Annotated in this window: 16 protein-coding genes and 1 pseudogene; 6 read left to right on the plus strand and 11 right to left on the minus strand. The window is 59.1% G+C overall.

Going from position 1 to position 16,409, the window contains the following annotated elements; genetic code table 11:
• Position 1 precedes the first annotated feature (1 nt).
• The 3 genes from AB4N74_RS17590 (at position 2) to AB4N74_RS17600 (ending at position 5,480) form a co-directional block, all read left to right on the plus strand.
• A complete protein-coding gene (locus AB4N74_RS17590; RefSeq protein ID WP_460092085.1) occupies positions 2 to 1,102 on the plus strand; it encodes a DUF1513 domain-containing protein in 1,101 nt (366 codons plus the stop codon).
• 180 nt (positions 1,103 to 1,282) lie between these two features.
• Entirely contained in the window at positions 1,283 to 2,431 is a 1,149-nt protein-coding gene (locus AB4N74_RS17595) for an efflux RND transporter periplasmic adaptor subunit (RefSeq protein WP_460096748.1), read from the plus strand.
• A 13-nt stretch (positions 2,432 to 2,444) separates the two neighbouring features.
• Complete coding sequence (locus AB4N74_RS17600; protein ID WP_460096750.1) at positions 2,445 to 5,480, plus strand: multidrug efflux RND transporter permease subunit; 3,036 nt, start codon at positions 2,445 to 2,447, stop codon at positions 5,478 to 5,480.
• Positions 5,481 to 5,602: 122 nt separating this feature from the next.
• On the opposite strand, the gene AB4N74_RS17605 is transcribed toward AB4N74_RS17600, so the two are convergent.
• The 5 genes from AB4N74_RS17605 to colR all read right to left on the minus strand — a co-directional run bounded on the left by AB4N74_RS17605 (position 5,603) and on the right by colR (position 9,329).
• Entirely contained in the window at positions 5,603 to 5,830 is a 228-nt protein-coding gene (locus tag AB4N74_RS17605) for a hypothetical protein (protein WP_093430557.1), read from the minus strand.
• A 2-nt stretch (positions 5,831 to 5,832) separates the two neighbouring features.
• Positions 5,833 to 6,549, minus strand: coding sequence for a lipopolysaccharide kinase InaA family protein (locus AB4N74_RS17610; protein ID WP_093430558.1), 717 nt, complete (start codon positions 6,547 to 6,549; stop codon positions 5,833 to 5,835).
• Between the two features lie 4 nt (positions 6,550 to 6,553).
• Positions 6,554 to 7,222 carry a class I SAM-dependent methyltransferase gene (locus AB4N74_RS17615; RefSeq protein ID WP_093430559.1) on the minus strand — a complete coding sequence of 223 codons (669 nt, stop codon included), beginning with the start codon at positions 7,220 to 7,222 and terminating at the stop codon, positions 6,554 to 6,556.
• 161 nt (positions 7,223 to 7,383) lie between these two features.
• A complete protein-coding gene (locus AB4N74_RS17620) occupies positions 7,384 to 8,658 on the minus strand; it encodes a sensor histidine kinase (protein WP_257356011.1) in 1,275 nt (424 codons plus the stop codon).
• Positions 8,658 to 9,329: a two-component system response regulator ColR gene (gene colR, locus AB4N74_RS17625; protein ID WP_095048277.1), complete on the minus strand. Its 672-nt coding sequence runs from the start codon at positions 9,327 to 9,329 to the stop codon at positions 8,658 to 8,660. Before colR ends, AB4N74_RS17620 begins: the two co-directional genes overlap by 1 nt.
• A 220-nt stretch (positions 9,330 to 9,549) precedes the next feature.
• Between colR and AB4N74_RS17630 the strand changes: the two genes are divergently transcribed.
• Entirely contained in the window at positions 9,550 to 10,293 is a 744-nt protein-coding gene (locus AB4N74_RS17630) for a phosphatase PAP2 family protein (RefSeq protein WP_257356012.1), read from the plus strand.
• Between the two features lie 28 nt (positions 10,294 to 10,321).
• Here the strand turns inward: AB4N74_RS17630 and AB4N74_RS17635 are convergent.
• The 5 genes and pseudogenes from AB4N74_RS17635 to AB4N74_RS17655 all read right to left on the minus strand — a co-directional run.
• Positions 10,322 to 10,429 (minus strand): annotated as a pseudogene (locus AB4N74_RS17635) (metal ABC transporter ATP-binding protein); the annotation flags it as partial.
• 56 nt (positions 10,430 to 10,485) lie between these two features.
• Positions 10,486 to 12,132, minus strand: coding sequence for a chaperonin GroEL (gene groL / locus AB4N74_RS17640; protein WP_093430563.1), 1,647 nt, complete (start codon positions 12,130 to 12,132; stop codon positions 10,486 to 10,488).
• A gap of 50 nt (positions 12,133 to 12,182) precedes the next feature.
• Positions 12,183 to 12,476 carry a co-chaperone GroES gene (locus tag AB4N74_RS17645; RefSeq protein WP_007916610.1) on the minus strand — a complete coding sequence of 98 codons (294 nt, stop codon included), beginning with the start codon at positions 12,474 to 12,476 and terminating at the stop codon, positions 12,183 to 12,185.
• A gap of 260 nt (positions 12,477 to 12,736) precedes the next feature.
• Positions 12,737 to 13,213 carry an FxsA family protein gene (locus AB4N74_RS17650; protein WP_460096755.1) on the minus strand — a complete coding sequence of 159 codons (477 nt, stop codon included), beginning with the start codon at positions 13,211 to 13,213 and terminating at the stop codon, positions 12,737 to 12,739.
• Between the two features lie 65 nt (positions 13,214 to 13,278).
• Complete coding sequence (locus tag AB4N74_RS17655) at positions 13,279 to 14,010, minus strand: HugZ family pyridoxamine 5'-phosphate oxidase (RefSeq protein ID WP_093430565.1); 732 nt, start codon at positions 14,008 to 14,010, stop codon at positions 13,279 to 13,281.
• Between the two features lie 163 nt (positions 14,011 to 14,173).
• Between AB4N74_RS17655 and AB4N74_RS17660 the strand changes: the two genes are divergently transcribed.
• The gene (locus tag AB4N74_RS17660) at positions 14,174 to 14,932 is read left to right on the plus strand and encodes an SDR family oxidoreductase (protein ID WP_053123391.1); all 759 of its coding nucleotides are present in this window, start codon (positions 14,174 to 14,176) and stop codon (positions 14,930 to 14,932) included.
• Between the two features lie 165 nt (positions 14,933 to 15,097).
• On the opposite strand, the gene apbC is transcribed toward AB4N74_RS17660, so the two are convergent.
• Complete coding sequence (gene apbC, locus AB4N74_RS17665; protein WP_095123282.1) at positions 15,098 to 16,192, minus strand: iron-sulfur cluster carrier protein ApbC; 1,095 nt, start codon at positions 16,190 to 16,192, stop codon at positions 15,098 to 15,100.
• Positions 16,193 to 16,222: 30 nt separating this feature from the next.
• Between apbC and AB4N74_RS17670 the strand changes: the two genes are divergently transcribed.
• Positions 16,223 to 16,405 carry a hypothetical protein gene (locus tag AB4N74_RS17670; RefSeq protein WP_460096757.1) on the plus strand — a complete coding sequence of 61 codons (183 nt, stop codon included), beginning with the start codon at positions 16,223 to 16,225 and terminating at the stop codon, positions 16,403 to 16,405.
• Positions 16,406 to 16,409 lie beyond the last annotated feature (4 nt).

Below are 16,409 nucleotides of genomic sequence, written 5' to 3' on the forward strand. Positions count from 1 at the left end.
CATGCTGCGACGTCAGGTTCTGACTTTAGGTAGTGCACTGCTGGGAGCAGTGACGCTGGGCGGCTGGACGCTGTTCAAACGCAAGGATCAGAGCCCGCTGTTGCTGTCGGCGCGCGACGACACCGACGGCAAACACTACGCCGTCGGCTATCGGCTGGATGGCACGCGGGTGTTCGCCACCGAAGTCGGGCAGCGTTGCCACGACATCATCAACCATCCGACGCAGCCGATTGCGCTGTTCGTCGCGCGGCGTCCGGGCACCGAAAGCTACCTGGTCGACCTGCGCGACGGTAAGTTGCTGCAGACCGTGACCTCGCAGCCGAACCGGCACTTCTACGGCCACGCCGTGGTGCACAAGGACGGCGAATACCTGTACGCCACCGAGAACGACACCACCGATCCTGGCCGTGGCCTGCTCGGCGTCTACAAGTTCGAAGGCGAGCGACTGGTGCACACGGGCGAGATTTCCACCCACGGTCTCGGCCCGCATCAGGTGTCGTGGATGCCCGATGGCGAGACGCTGGTGGTGGCCAATGGCGGGATTCGTACCGAGGCAGAAAGCCGCGTCGACATGAACCTCAACGCCATGGAGCCAAGTCTGGTGCTGATGCAGCGCGATGGCACCCTGCTGAGCAAGGAAACGCTCGCCCAGCAGATGAACAGCGTGCGCCATCTGGGCATCGCCAGCGACGGCACCATCGTCGCCGGTCAGCAGTTCATGGGCGCCTCGCATGAGCGTTCGGAGTTGCTGGCGATCAAGCGTCCGGGGCAGCCGTTCGTGGCGTTCCCGGTGCCGGAGCATCAGTTGCAGTCGATGGGGCATTACACCGCAAGTGTTGCGGTGCACAGCGACTTGCGCCTGGTTGCGCTGACGGCGCCGCGTGGCAACCGCTTCTTTATCTGGGATCTGGACAGTGGCGAGGTGCGCCTCGACGCGCCGTTGCCCGATTGCGCGGGTGTGGGTGCGGTGAAGGACGGTTTTGTCGTGACCTCCGGGCAAGGACGTTGCCGTTACTACGATTGCCGTCAGGATGAGCTGCTGGCCAAGCCACTGGAATTACCGGCGGGGCTCTGGGACAACCATCTGCACTTGATGGCGTAAAACTGCCTTAAAAGATCGCAGCCTGCGGCAGCTCCTGCATTGGAATGCACTCCTCTGCAGGAACTGCCGCAGGCTCCGGTCTTTTTGCGCCCCCCTGTAAGAACTGCCAGTTGGAATCCCCCCTGTACTCGGAGTAATGTGCCCGCCTGTCTCACCTGATTTATCCAAGGAACTGGAAATATGCTGCGTCGCCGCATGCTGATCATGTTGGGTGTTGTTTTGTTGATCGTCCTGGTGCTGGGCGGATACAAAGCCTTTTCGATCTACACAATGATCCAGGGCTTTTCCAAGCCGAAACCGCCAATCAGCGTTGCCGTGGCCAATGCCAACGAGCAACCGTGGCAGATGCGTTTGCCCACCGTCGGCTCTCTCAAGGCGCTGCAAGGTGTCGAGCTGAGCCTGGAAGTGGCCGGCACCGTCACCGAACTCAAGTTCGAGTCCGGACAGAAGGTCAAGGCCGGGCAACCCTTGCTGCAACTCGACAGTGGCGTCGAAACCGCCCTGCTGGAAACCGCCAAGGCTGATCTCGGGCTGGCGCAACTGGACTTCGGCCGTGGCGCGCAACTGGTCGACAGCCGCGCAATCTCCAAAGGCGAGTACGACCGGCTCTCCGCTGTACTGCAAAAAAACAAAGCCACGGTCAATCAGCTCAACGCTTCGCTGGCGAAAAAACGCATCCTCGCACCGTTCAGCGGCACCATCGGCATCCGTCAGGTCGACGTCGGCGACTACCTCGCCAGCGGCACCAAAATCGCCACGCTGCAAGATCTGAGCAGCCTCTACGCCGACTTCTATCTGCCCGAACAATCGGTGCCGAAACTAGCCATCGGTCAGCCGGTGCAGATTGCTGTCGCCGCGTATCCCAAGCAAAACTTCGCCGGCAAGATCAGCGCGATCAACCCGATCGTCGAAAGCACAACGCGCAACATTCTGGTTCGCGCCACGCTGGCCAACCCCGACGGCAAATTGCTGCCGGGCATGTTCGCCAGCCTCGAGGTATTGCTGCCGGATCCACAGAAACACATTGTCGTGCCGGAGAGCGCGATCACCTACACCCTCTACGGCAACTCGGTCTACGTGGTCGGGCAAAAGAAAGCCGCGGACGGCAGCGTCGAAAAGGATGACAAGGGCCAACCGGTGCTGATCGCCGAACGCCGCTTCATCGAAACCGGTGAACGCCGTGATGGCCTGGTGATGATCAACAAGGGCGTGAAGAGCGGCGAACAAGTGGTGACGGCTGGCCAGATCAAACTGGACAACGGCGCGCACATTGCCATCAGCGACGACAAGACCCTCGGCGAGCAGAACAGTCCGTCTCGCGCCGACTGATCAAGGAATCCCCATGGCTTTTACCGATCCGTTCATCCGCCGCCCGGTGCTCGCCACCGTGGTCAGCCTGTTGATTGTGTTGCTCGGCTTTCAGGCCTGGAGCAAGTTGCCGCTGCGCCAATACCCGCAAATGGAAAACGCCCTGATCACGGTGACCACCGCTTACCCGGGGGCCAACGCGGAAACCATTCAGGGCTACATCACCCAGCCGATGCAGCAAAGTCTGGCCAGCGCCGAGGGCATCGACTACATGACCTCGGTCAGCCGGCAGAACTTCTCGGTGATCTCGATCTACGCACGCATCGGCTCCAACACCGACCGTTTGTTCACCGAATTGCTGGCCAAGGCCAACGAGGTGAAAAACAAGCTGCCACAGGACGCCGAAGACCCGGTACTGAGCAAAGAGTCCGCCGACGCCTCGGCGCTGATGTACATCAGCTTCTTCAGCAAGGATTTGAGCAACCCGCAGATCACTGACTACCTGTCACGGGTGATCCAGCCAAAACTGGCAACCCTGCCGGGCATGGCCGAGGCGGAGATTCTCGGCAATCAGGTGTTCGCCATGCGCCTGTGGCTAGACCCGGTGAAGCTCGCCGGTTTCGGCCTCAGCGCCGCCGATGTGACCAACGCGGTGCGTCAGTACAACTTCCTTTCCGCCGCCGGCGAAGTGAAAGGCCAGTACGTGGTCACCAGCATCAACGCCAACACCGAACTGAAATCCGCTGAGGCCTTTGCGGCGATTCCGCTCAAGGTCAGTGGCGACAGCCGCGTGCTGCTCAGCGATGTCGCGCGGGTGGAAATGGGTGCGGAAAACTACGACTCGATCAGCTCGTTCGGCGGCACGCCGTCGGTGTACATCGGCATCAAGGCGACACCCGGCGCCAACCCGCTGGACGTGATCAAGGAAGTGCGCAAGCTGATGCCCGAGCTGGAAGCGCAGCTGCCGCCGAACCTCAAGAGCGAGATAGCCTACGACGCCACGCTGTTTATCCAGGCGTCCATCGACGAAGTGGTGAAAACCCTGTTCGAAGCGGTGCTGATCGTCATTGTCGTGGTGTTCCTGTTCCTCGGCGCACTGCGCTCGGTGGTGATCCCGGTGGTGACCATTCCGCTGTCGATGATCGGCGTGATGTTCTTCATGCAGATGATGGGCTACTCGATGAACCTGCTGACGCTGCTGGCGATGGTGCTCGCCATCGGTCTGGTGGTCGACGATGCGATTGTCGTGGTGGAAAACATTCACCGGCATATAGAGGAAGGCAAGACGCCATTTGATGCGGCGCTGGAAGGCGCACGGGAAATCGCCATGCCGGTGGTGTCGATGACCATCACCTTGGCGGCGGTGTATGCGCCGATCGGTTTCCTCACCGGGCTGACCGGAGCGTTGTTCAAGGAGTTTGCGTTGACCCTGGCCGGCGCCGTGGTGATCTCCGGGATCGTCGCCCTGACCCTGTCGCCGATGATGTGCGCGTTTTTGCTACGCCACGAGGAAAATCCCAGCGGCCTCGCGCACCGCCTCGACCGCATTTTTGACGGCCTCAAGCGCCGCTATCAGAGCATGCTCCACGGCACGCTGAACACGCGTCCGGTGGTGCTGGTGTTCGCAGTGATCGTGTTGTGCCTGATCCCGGTGTTCCTCAAGTTCACCAAATCGGAACTAGCCCCGGACGAAGATCAGGGCATCATTTTCATGATGGCCACTGCGCCGCAGCCAACCAACCTCGATTACCTGAGTACCTACACCGACGAGTTCATCAAAATCTTCAAGGAATTCCCGGAGTACTACTCCTCGTTCCAGATCAACGGCTACAACGGCGTGCAGGCCGGCATCGGCGGTTTCCTGCTCAAACCATGGAACGAGCGCAGTCGCACGCAGATGCAAATCCTCCCCGAGGTACAAGGCAAACTGGAAGGCATTCCGGGCTTGCAGATCTTTGGTTTCAACCTGCCCTCCCTGCCCGGCACCGGTGAAGGCTTGCCGTTCGAGTTCGTGGTCAACACCGCCAACGACTATGAACTGCTGCTGCAAGTGGCTGACCGGATCAAGAAACGTGCAATGGAGTCGGGCAAGTTCGCCTTCGTCGATCTCGATCTGGCGTTCGACAAACCCGAGGTGGTGGTCGATATTGACCGCGCCAAAGCAGCGCAGATGGGCGTGTCGATGCAGGATCTCGGTGGCACGCTGGCGACGCTGTTGGGCGAGGCGGAAATCAACCGTTTCACCATTGATGAGCGCAGCTACAAGGTCATTGCCCAGGTCGAACGCCCCTATCGCGATAACCCGGACTGGCTGAACAACTACTACGTGAAAAACACTCAGGGCGAGTTATTGCCGCTGTCGACGCTGATCAAGGTCAGCGACCGCGCTCGACCGCGCCAGCTCAATCAGTTCCAGCAACTTAACGCCGCGAAGATCTCCGGTTTCCCGTTGGTGAGCATGGGTGAAGCCATCGACACCGTGTTGCAGATTGCCCGCGAGGAAGCACCGGCCGGGTTTGCTTTCGACTACGGCGGCGCCTCACGCCAGTTCGTGCAGGAAGGCAGTGCCCTGTGGGTAACCTTCGCGCTGGCGCTGGCGATTATCTTTCTGGTGCTGGCGGCGCAGTTCGAAAGCTTCCGCGATCCGCTGGTGATCCTGGTAACGGTGCCGTTGTCGATCTGCGGCGCGCTGATACCGCTGTTCCTCGGCTGGTCGAGCATGAACATCTATACCCAGGTCGGGCTGGTGACGCTGATCGGGCTGATCAGTAAACACGGCATCCTCATCGTCGAGTTCGCCAACCAGTTGCGCAAGGATAAAGGCCTGACGGCGCGTGAAGCCGTTGAGGAAGCGGCAGCGATTCGTTTACGCCCGGTGTTGATGACCACGGCGGCGATGGTGTTTGGCATGGTGCCGTTGATTCTCGCCACGGGCGCCGGTGCGGTCAGTCGGTTTGATATCGGCATGGTGATTGCCACGGGGATGTCGATTGGCACGTTGTTTACGCTGTTTGTGCTGCCGTGCGTTTACACCCTGCTGGCGAAACCCGATCCCAAACAAACGGCGTAACCCTGTGGGGGAGCGCCGCCCGGAGCAGGCTCGCTCCCACATGGGTTGGCGTGAATCCACAAAATCCGCGCATAAAAAAAGGCCTCGCATCTGCGAGGCCTTTTATGTGGGCTTCAATCGGTTCAACTCTGCGGCCTCATCCCTTGAGAAAGTCCGAACATGAACAACAACAGATCATGATCGGGTTTGGTCGCCACGGAGGCTTTTGCCACCCGTGGGACTGCGCAGTGGGCGTCGTCTACGGACGAGCCCACTACCTGCATGCGGGGCTGCTCCCAGGCAGCCACCGCCAATGACGCAACTGCCAAGGCTCCAACCAAAAACAAACCTCGTGCAATTTCTAGTTTCATCGCTATAAACCTTTGATAGCGCTGCCAAACGCCGTCTCATAAAAGTAGACGAGTTTTTTCCAGTCCGTGTCGCGGAACGACGAATGGCGGCGCAATTGCTTCATGTCGTGGGAAGCGGCGCGATAGGCGGTCAGACGCTGGCGGCATTTCTCCAGATCGATCAACGCGACTTCAACCTTGGCCGACTCGCCTTCGCCCGTCACACGCACAAACACGTGTTTGATGTAGATGCAGCTGTGCTGCCAACGGCCCTTGTGCATGCGCGCCAGGTTCTCGGCGAGGTCCTTGAGCACGCGCTCATAAACCACATCACCGCACTGATCGCGACCGCCGGCAGCCGCCAGCCAATGTTCCAGTTCCTGGAAACCGTCCAGGGACTTGGTGACCAGCAGAGCGCGCCATTTGTGCTGAGGATCAGGCTGAGCGCCGCAGAAAACGATTTGCGGCACGCGCACACCGAGCTTGCTCACGCCGGTCAGCGCATCAAGTTCACGCAAAACAGTAGGACGGCCAAAAGGGTGCAACCAACTGCGATAGATGTGACCGGTCTGGCGCTTGGCATACAGCAGTTGACCATCGCGCCCCACGACCCTTTGCACGCCACTTTCCCCGCCACGTCGAACATTGGGTTCTTCCACCCACTCGCCGCGCTGGTTCCAGTAAAAGTCAAAGCGATCTTGCGGAGCGACATCCGTTTCTGCTGCAAATTGCACTGCCATCCTGTTACCTCTTGCGTAATACGTAAACCCGCCACATGGCGTAGAGCGGAATAAAGTCCAGTTGTTCCTGAATCCGAAAACCTGCTTCCTCGAACTCCTTTTCCACCGTAGCGGCCGGTAACACAAAGCGATTCTGATACTCGCGTTTGTCACGGTTGCGCTCGGCTCGCTGGCGTTTCCAGGCTTTGAAATTGCCATCAACCCACAGCGAAACGATCACACTGTCCCGGGTAACGCGCTCGAATTCGCGCAGAATCGCCCGGCGATGCTCGGCTTCACCGATGTGGTGGAGCAGACGCATGCAGAAAATGCTGTCGACGGCGTTGTCAGGCAAGGCAATATCGAAGGCAGAGGTGTGCAAGGGTTGTACCCGTTTCACCACATCGGCCGGTTGCGACTGCATTGCCGTCTTGATCATCGATTCGGAATTGTCCGCGCCGATAATCACCCGGTTGGCCTTTTCGCCCAACAAGGGCCAGAAACGCCCGGCACCGCAAGGCAGATCCAGCACCAGTCCCGGTTCACCCACCGACGCCAGCGCCTTGCGGGCCAGCTGTTCGTCACGCCAGTGGGAGAGACGACGTCCAAGGCTTTCTTTGTGCTTGCGCAGGTATTTCTGCGCGTGTTGATCGTCGTACTTCTCGGAAAAATCGAGTTTGATCGGACCGGCCATCACCTGGACTCCTGAATTGCTGATGTCACCACCTTAAGGAGCGGCGTGTCAGCGTCAGGTCATCCATTTGTGAAAAAAATGTCCGGTAAACAGACAAATTATTACAGCGTTATACAGGAATTAGACAGGAAGGAGGGAGTAGCATCGAGCCACTCCGTGCGTCAGATTTTGCCCAGATCCACCTCGAAGCGGCAGCCATTGGGTTCCATCGTGCTCAGGCTGACAGTCCAGCCCTGGTTCTCGCAGATCCGCTGCACCAGCGACAATCCCAACCCCAGGCCTTCGCCACGCTTTTCGCTGCCACGCACGAAAGGTTCGAACATGGCTTCGCGTTTTTCTTCCGGAATGCCGACACCGGAGTCTTCCACCACAAAGCCGTTGGCCGTGAGTGTCAGGCGAATGAAGCCGTTCTCGGTGTAATGCAGCGCGTTACGCAACAGGTTACCCATCACGGCATTCAACAGGGTCGCGTTGTAACGAGCGTCCGTCGGATTGCCAGGTTCGAAGACCAGATTCAGGCCTTTGCTCTCGATCGGCCCGCGCCACAGACACAATAAGTTTTCGGCCACCTGCGAGAGGTTCTGCTGCAGAGCCATCCCCGCATCTTCGTGCTGGGCGCGCGCCAGCATGAGGAAGGTCTGCACCAGCTCGCGCATTTCCTCACTGGCGCGGGCAATTCGCTCGACTTGCGAGCGGCCGCGCTGGTCGATCCCCGGGTTCTCCAACAGCAGTTCGCAGGAACTGGCCAATACCATCAACGGCGTGCGCAATTCATGGCTGACGTCGCTGGTGAACAACCTTTCACGCGTCAGCGCCTGACGAAGGCGTCCCAGCGTGGCATCGAACGCCACCGCCAGTTCACCCACCTCGTCTGCCGCATAATCCGGTGCCAGCGGCGGCGCCAGACCGAGCAACTGATCGCGATGGCGCACCTGCCGGGCCAGTCGCACCACCGGCGCCATTACCTTGCGCGCCAGCACCCACCCGAGGAATACCGCCAGGGCCAGACTGAGCACGAAGCCGACCAGCACCACGGCAAACAGCACGCGCTCGCGCTCTTCGAAATCACTTTGATCCTGCAGCAGCACATAACGCCGACCGTCGACGACCTCGACCATCGCGTGATACGACAGCTGCTCGCGGAACACTTCATGGAAACCCGAATCGAGGTGACGCAGATCCTTGGGCAGCTCAAAATCGCCCGGCCCGCCACTGAAATAGAACAACTGGTCGGGTTCCGGGCGATGGCTCCAGTCCGAAACGTTGTCCATCAGCAGAAGCCGTTGCAGATCGCCGCCCAGCCCCGCCGAAATCAATTTTTCTTCCACCAGGTGCACGGTCGCGACGATGCCCATCGCGAAGGCGCCGGCCACAAGTGCGCTCATCAAGGCAAAAGCAATGATGATCCGCTGGGAAAGACTTTGCCTGAACTCCATTACACGTCGGCCAGCCGGTAACCCACCCCGTGCACAGTGTGCAGCAGTGGTTTGGCAAAAGGTTTATCAATGACTTGTCGCAGTTGGTGAACGTGGCTGCGCAGGCTGTCGCTGTCCGGGCAATCATCGCCCCACAACGCTTCTTCGAGAATTTCCCGACGCAGTACGTGTGGGCTCTTCTGCATCAACACGGCCAGAAGCTTGAGGCCTACCGGGTTGAGTTTGAGCAGTTTGCCATCGCGGGTCACTTCCAGCGTGTCGAGGTCGTAACTCAGATCTGCGACTTTCAGGGCACGGCGGCCACCACCCTGAGCACGTCGCATCACCGCTTCGACCCGCGCCGCGAGTTCAGACAAGGCAAATGGCTTGATGAGGTAATCGTCAGCCCCGGACTTGAAGCCTTGCAAACGATCGTCCAGTTGATCGCGAGCGGTGAGCATGATCACCGGCGTGTCCCGGCGGGCATCTTCACGCAGGCGTTTGCACAGGGTGTAGCCATCGATGCCGGGCAACATGATGTCGAGCACGATCAGGTCGTAATGCTCGGTGGCGGCCAGGTGCAGGCCCGACAGACCGTCCTGGGCGCAATCGACGGTATAGCCTTTGAGGCCCAGATAATCGGCCAGATTGGCCAGGATGTCGCGGTTGTCTTCGACCAATAGAATTCGCATGGGCACCTCCTCCGTACGGGGTAACGGCCGTCTTGGCCCGCGCAGCTTACGGCCAAGTGTGGCTCAGAGCTAGGCGTGCGTCGGGTTGTTTAACGAGAAAAAGCTCATTGTGCATGCCAACGTTTTTTTCACTTTCGGTTAACAAATCGGCGACGCGCACGCGCGCAGACTCCGCGCGGTTGCGCTCTTCAGACCCTATTTACGACCAAGGAATTGCCCCATGGTGTCGACTTCTGCCCGCCCCGTTTCCAGGCCACTGAATTTTTGGTTATGCCTGGGAATACCCACCGTCGCGGCGATCATTCTGGTGCTGCTTGAATTGACTGATCTGGACATGGATCTGGCCCGACTGTTCTATGACCCGGTCGCAGGTGACTTTATCGGGCGACACAGTTTTTTCCTTGAAGACATCCTCCATGATCGCGCCAAGCAGGTGGTCATTGCGTTCTCGGTGTTTGCCATCCTCGGCTTCATCAGCTCGTTCTTCGTCGGCAGACTGAAACCGTTCAAGCGCGAACTGGGCTGTCTGGTGCTGTCGCTGGGCCTGGCGACCTCGTTCGTCACCCCGGTCAAAGCCGTAACGGCGGTGCAGTGCCCATGGAGCCTGGAGCAATTTGGCGGCCATGAAACCTACAGCAAACTGATGGAACATCGTCCACAAACCGACAAACCCGGCCGTTGCTGGCCTGGTGGCCATGCGGCGACGGGGTTCACCTTGTTTGCGCTGTTCTTTGTCCTGCGTGATCGCCGTCCGCGTCTGGCCCGTCAGGCGTTTATCTTTGCCTTTGCGCTGGGTTCGGTGTTTTCGATCAGCCGGATGATGCAGGGTGCGCACTTCTTTTCGCACAACGTGTGGACGGCGATTTTCTGCTGGCTGATTTGCCTGGGGTCGTATTACTGGGTGCTGTATCGCCCGGCGGTGAAAACCGAGGCCGTGGTCAAGGCACAACCGGTCAGCGCCTGACATATAAATCCAATTGTGGGAGCTAGCCTGCTCGCGAATGCGGTGTGTCATTCAACATTAATGTTGGCTGATCCGACGCCTTCGCGAGCAGGCTCGCTCCCACAGGGGATTGGTGTGAAGCTGAAATTTGGGCAATAAAAAACCCCGCTGGCTTGCGCCAGCGGGGTTTTGCGTTACAGGGGTAAGGCTGGCTTACATCATGCCGCCCATGCCACCCATGCCGCCCATGTCTGGCATGCCGCCGCCTGCAGCGCCGTCTTTCTTCGGCGCGTCAGCTACAGCTGCTTCGGTGGTCAGGATCAGACCGCCGATCGACGATGCCGCTTGCAGAGCGGAACGAGTCACCTTGGTTGGGTCCAGGATGCCCATTTCGATCATGTCGCCGTATTCGCCAGTCGCAGCGTTGTAACCGAAGTTACCTTTGCCGTTCTTGACTTCGTTGACGACAACGCTTGGCTCGTCGCCGCTGTTGGCAGCGATCTGACGCAGCGGTGCTTCAACAGCGCGACGCAGCACAGCGATACCCACGTCCTGATCAGCGTTGTCGCCTTTCAGGTCAACCAGGGTTTGCAGAGCGCGGATCAGCGCAACGCCACCGCCAGGTACCACGCCTTCTTCAACGGCTGCACGGGTTGCGTGCAGGGCGTCTTCAACGCGGGCCTTCTTCTCTTTCATTTCAACTTCGGAACCAGCGCCAACCTTGATCACTGCAACGCCGCCGGACAGCTTGGCCAGACGCTCTTGCAGTTTTTCACGGTCGTAGTCCGAGGAAGTTTCAGCAACCTGAGCACGGATCTGAGCGATACGCGCCTGGATGTCGGAATCTGCACCGGCACCGTCAACGATGATGGTGTTTTCCTTGGAAATGGTCACACGCTTGGCGCTGCCCAGGTTTTCCAGGGTAGCGGCTTCCAGGCTCAGGCCGATCTCTTCGGAGATAACGGTACCGCCGGTCAGAACTGCGATGTCCTGCAGCATGGCCTTGCGACGGTCGCCGAAGCCTGGCGCCTTGACGGCTGCGACTTTGACGATGCCACGCATGTTGTTCACAACCAGAGTCGCCAGGGCTTCGCCTTCAACGTCTTCGGAAACGATCAGCAGTGGACGGCCGGCTTTGGCAACGGCTTCCAGCACTGGCAGCATTTCACGGATGTTCGAGATCTTTTTGTCGACCAGCAGGATCAGCGGGCTGTCCAGCTCGGCAACCATGGTCTCTGGCTTGTTGACGAAGTACGGGGACAGGTAGCCACGGTCGAACTGCATGCCTTCAACAACCGACAGTTCGTTTTCCAGGCCAGTGCCTTCTTCAACGGTGATCACGCCTTCTTTACCGACTTTTTCCATGGCTTCGGCAATGATGTCGCCGATGGAGTTGTCGGAGTTGGCGGAGATGGTGCCTACCTGAGCGATTGCCTTGGTGTCAGCGCATGGCTTGGACAGGTTCTTCAGCTCTTTGACGATAGCGATGGTCGCTTTGTCGATACCGCGCTTCAGGTCCATCGGGTTCATGCCGGCAGCGACGGCTTTCAAGCCTTCGTTGACGATCGACTGAGCCAGAACGGTAGCGGTGGTAGTACCGTCACCAGCGTCATCGTTGGCACGGGAGGCAACGTCTTTGACCAGCTGCGCGCCCATGTTTTCGAAGCGATCTTCGAGTTCGATTTCTTTGGCGACGGAAACGCCGTCCTTGGTGATGGTCGGAGCGCCGAAGCTCTTCTCGATGATCACGTTACGGCCTTTCGGGCCCAGGGTCGCTTTTACAGCGTCAGCCAGGACGTTGACGCCCTTGAGCATTTTTTTACGGGCGGAATCGCCAAACAGAACTTCTTTAGCAGCCATGATCGATATTCCTTAAATACTTTGTAGTAGCGGGAAAATGAACGGGGTTATCAGCCTTCGATAACAGCGAGGATTTCGTTCTCGCTCATTACCAGCAGGTCTTCGCCGTCGACTTTCACTGTGTTGCTGCCGGAGTAAGGACCGAACACAACCTTGTCGCCTTCTTTCACGGACAGTGCACGCACTTCGCCGTTTTCCAGAGCTTTGCCCGGGCCTACAGCGAGAATCACACCGTGGTTGGCTTTTTCAGCAGCCGAACCTGGCAGGACGATACCGCCAGCGGTTTTCTTTTCTTCTTCGCTGCGACGGATTACGACGCGGTCATGCAGAGGACGAAGCTTCATTGTCGATCTCTCCTAATTGTGGTTTTCATCGGCCGGTGTAGTCCCGGCGGGTTTAACAAATCCGGCCTGCGCCGGTTACGATTCGTCGAGCGAACCGCGGAAGTCTGTCCGGTTCAAATACCGGAAACCTTTCGGTGACCGATACATAAGGGCGCATAAGCTGATTACAAGGGCGAGGCGAAAAATTTTTCACCGATGTGTTGCACAAAAGCAGCCCATAAACGAACACGGCACCCGAAGGTGCCGTGTCGATGCAGATGTTACTTGGAGTCGCGATGTTCGAACTCGCCTTCGATCACATCACCCTCGCGGCCCAGAGGCTGGCGCGGTGCAGGACCGCCACGGGGTTGCAGGTCGTCGGCAAACGCACGCTGGCGCATGGCCTGTTCTTCGGCGCGTTGGCGCATCTTGTTCGCCAGCAGTCGACGGCTGATTGGCAGCAGCATAACCAGACCGACCACGTCGCTGATGAAGCCCGGCAGAATCAACAGGCCACCGGCCAATGCCAGCATCAAACCTTCCAGCATGGTTTGCGCGGGCAGTTCGCCGCGGTTCAGGCTTTCACGGGCACGCAATGCAGTGGCCAGACCGGCGACGCGCAGCACGAAAATGCCGAACATCGAGCCGACAATGATCAGCAGCAGGGCCGGGAAAAACCCGATAGCCCCTGCCACTTTGACGAATACGAACAGCTCCAGCACCGGAAACAGCAGAAAGAGCAACAGAAAAGGGCGCATCAAAGTTTCCTCAACGCAAGAAATGCCTTGCAGTAAGCCTTAGATGACGTCGCCCTTTCGTGAATTCAAGCACCAGCCACCTCATTTTTTGGCCAGACCTCGGCGTGAGCCAGAGAAACCAAGGCTTCGCGCACTTGTGTCGGCGTATTACAAGGTGCCGGGAACGGCAGCCAGAACAACGCCTGACCGATGCGCAGGTGCATGCCCTCGGTGTCGATCCCGGCCAGTTGCGCCGGCACGGTTTTCGGCAGACCGGCCAGGTCGACGTAGTGCGCGATGGCTTTGGCGTGGTCGCTGTTCATGTGTTCGACCATGCTGATTTCAGCCTTGCCGGCAAACGGATTGGCCAGGGTCAGTTGATCGACCCAGTGAATCGCGCCGAAACCGCCGATGTAGCGGTGACGTACCGGGTTCAGCACCCAGAAGTCAAAATCATGGGCCTTGTGATAGTTCTGCGAATCGGGGAAATAACGGTAGTAACGCTCGGCGGCGGCTTCGATCGCGGCAACGTCTTCGAGCTTTTGCGCCTCCGCCAGATAGGTCAGGCGACCAACGGCTTGCACATCATCTGCCTCGCGCTCGCCGACGAGCATCGAGCATTTCGGGTCTTTTTGGAGGTTGTGGGTGTGCTGGGCGATGCGGCTGATCAGGATCAGCGGCCGACCCTGCTCGTCCAGGCAGTACGGCACCACGGAGCCAAAAGGAAAACCGGGCATCGATTTGGAGTGGGTCGACAGCACTCCACGGTATTCCTTGAGAAGCAATTCTCGGGCATTCTTCGCCACTTCAACGCTCAATTTATGACTCCTTAAATAGAATCCGTCGAAAAAACGGACAGGCGCCCGGGATCAAGTCCCAGTCACGCCGGCGGGCAACTCTCATGTGCAACCCAGCCACGGCCGGTGCAGATCGGGAGTCGCTGAAAACAAAAACGACTCAGACTGCTATCGGGGCATGCGAATGCAACTCAACGACAAAGTAATCATTATCACCGGCGGTTGCCAGGGTTTGGGCCGTTCGATGGCCGAGTATTTCGCCGGCAAAGGCGCCAAGCTCGCGTTGGTCGACCTCAATCAGGAAAAACTCGACGACGCGGTCGCGGCCTGCAAAGCCAAGGGCGTCGAGGCGCGCAGCTATCTGTGCAACGTGGCCAATGAAGAGCAGGTCGAGCACATGGTCGCCCAGGTCGCCGCCGACTTCGGCGCGATCCACGGCCTGATCAACAACGCCGGGATCCTCCGTGATGGCCTGCTGCTCAAGGTCAAGGACGGCGAAATGACCAAGATGAGCCTGGCACAGTGGCAGGCCGTCATCGACGTCAACCTGACCGGCGTGTTCCTCTGCACCCGTGAAGTGGCGGCAAAAATGGTCGAGCTGAAGAACAGCGGCGCGATCATCAATATCTCGTCGATCTCGCGTGCAGGCAACGTTGGCCAGACCAACTATTCGGCGGCCAAGGCCGGTGTAGCGGCGGCGACGGTGACATGGGCGAAAGAACTGGCGCGATATGGCATTCGTGTGGCGGGGATTGCCCCGGGCTTCATTGAAACCGAGATGACCCTGGGCATGAAGCCGGAAGCGCTGGAGAAGATGACTTCGGGGATCCCGCTCAAGCGCATGGGCAAGCCGGAAGAGATCGCCCATTCGGCGGCGTATATTTTCGAAAACGACTACTACACCGGGCGGATTCTGGAGATGGATGGCGGGCTGCGCATCTAACCCACACTACAAAACCAAATGTGGGAGCGACGGTGCGACGATTCGACCTGCTCGCGAATGCGGTGGATCAGCCAACTAATGAGTTGAATGACACTCCGCTTTCGCGAGCAGGTCGAATCGTCGCACCGTCGCTCCCACAGTTTTGCCCGGCGTTTACAGATAGATTTAATCGTCGCTGATGGTGATGTTCGGCATCGCCGGCGTCGCCGCTTCCTGCAACACAATCCGCGCGCCGACATGGCGGGCCAGTTCCTGATAGACCATGGCGATCTGGCTGTCCGGCTCGGCAATCACCGTTGGCTTGCCGCCATCGGCCTGCTCGCGAATCAGCATCGACAGTGGCAGCGAGGCCAGCAGTTCCACACCGTACTGGGTCGCCAGTTTCTCACCACCGCCCTCACCGAACAGATGCTCGGCATGCCCGCAGTTCGAGCAGATGTGCACGGCCATGTTTTCCACCACGCCCAGCACCGGAATGTTGACCTTGCGGAACATTTCCACGCCTTTGCGCGCGTCGAGCAAGGCCAGATCCTGTGGTGTGGTGACGATGACCGCGCCAGCCACCGGGACTTTCTGCGCCAGGGTCAGTTGAATGTCGCCAGTGCCTGGCGGCATGTCGATGACCAGATAATCCAGATCGCCCCACGCGGTTTGCGTGACCAGTTGCAGCAACGCCCCGGAAACCATCGGCCCGCGCCAGACCATCGGTGTGTTGTCGTCGGTCAGGAACGCCATCGACATGACTTCCACGCCGTGCGCCTTGAGCGGCACGAACCACTTCTGGTCCTTGACCTCCGGACGGGTGCGCTCGGGAATGCCGAACATGATGCCTTGGCTCGGGCCGTAGATATCGGCGTCGAGAATGCCGACCTTGGCGCCTTCACGGGCCAGGGCCAGGGCGAGGTTGGCGGCGGTGGTCGATTTGCCCACGCCGCCCTTGCCGGACGCCACGGCGACCACGTTCTTGACGTTGGCCAGCCCGGGAATCTGCGCCTGCGCCTTGTGCGCGGCGATCACGCTGTTCACTTCAACCTTGGCGATCACCACGCCGTCGAGGTTTTCGATGGCCAGTTGCAGCAGTTGCGCCCAGCCGCTCTTGAACAGGCCGGCGGCGTAACCGATTTCCAGCTGCACGTTGACGCGATCACCGACGATCTCGATGTGCTTCACGCAACCGGCGCTGACCGGATCCTGGTTAAGGTAAGGGTCGGTGTATTGGCTGAGGACGGCTTCCACCGCTGCGCGAGTGACGGCACTCATGGGCAACTCCGATAACAAGACTGGGAATAGATGGCGGGTATCGTACCTGAAAAAGATCGCAGCCTTCGGCAGCTCCTGCAGGAGATCGACGTACATCTGCAGGAGCTGCCGCAGGCTGCAATTTTTCCGTCTGCTCATCCAATGAAACAGGCGCACAGGGTGAAAAATATGCGCCAGCGCTTTATAGTGGCCGACCTCCGTTTCATCAAGTAGCGAA

The organism is Pseudomonas sp. H3_C08 (genome assembly GCF_054669455.1).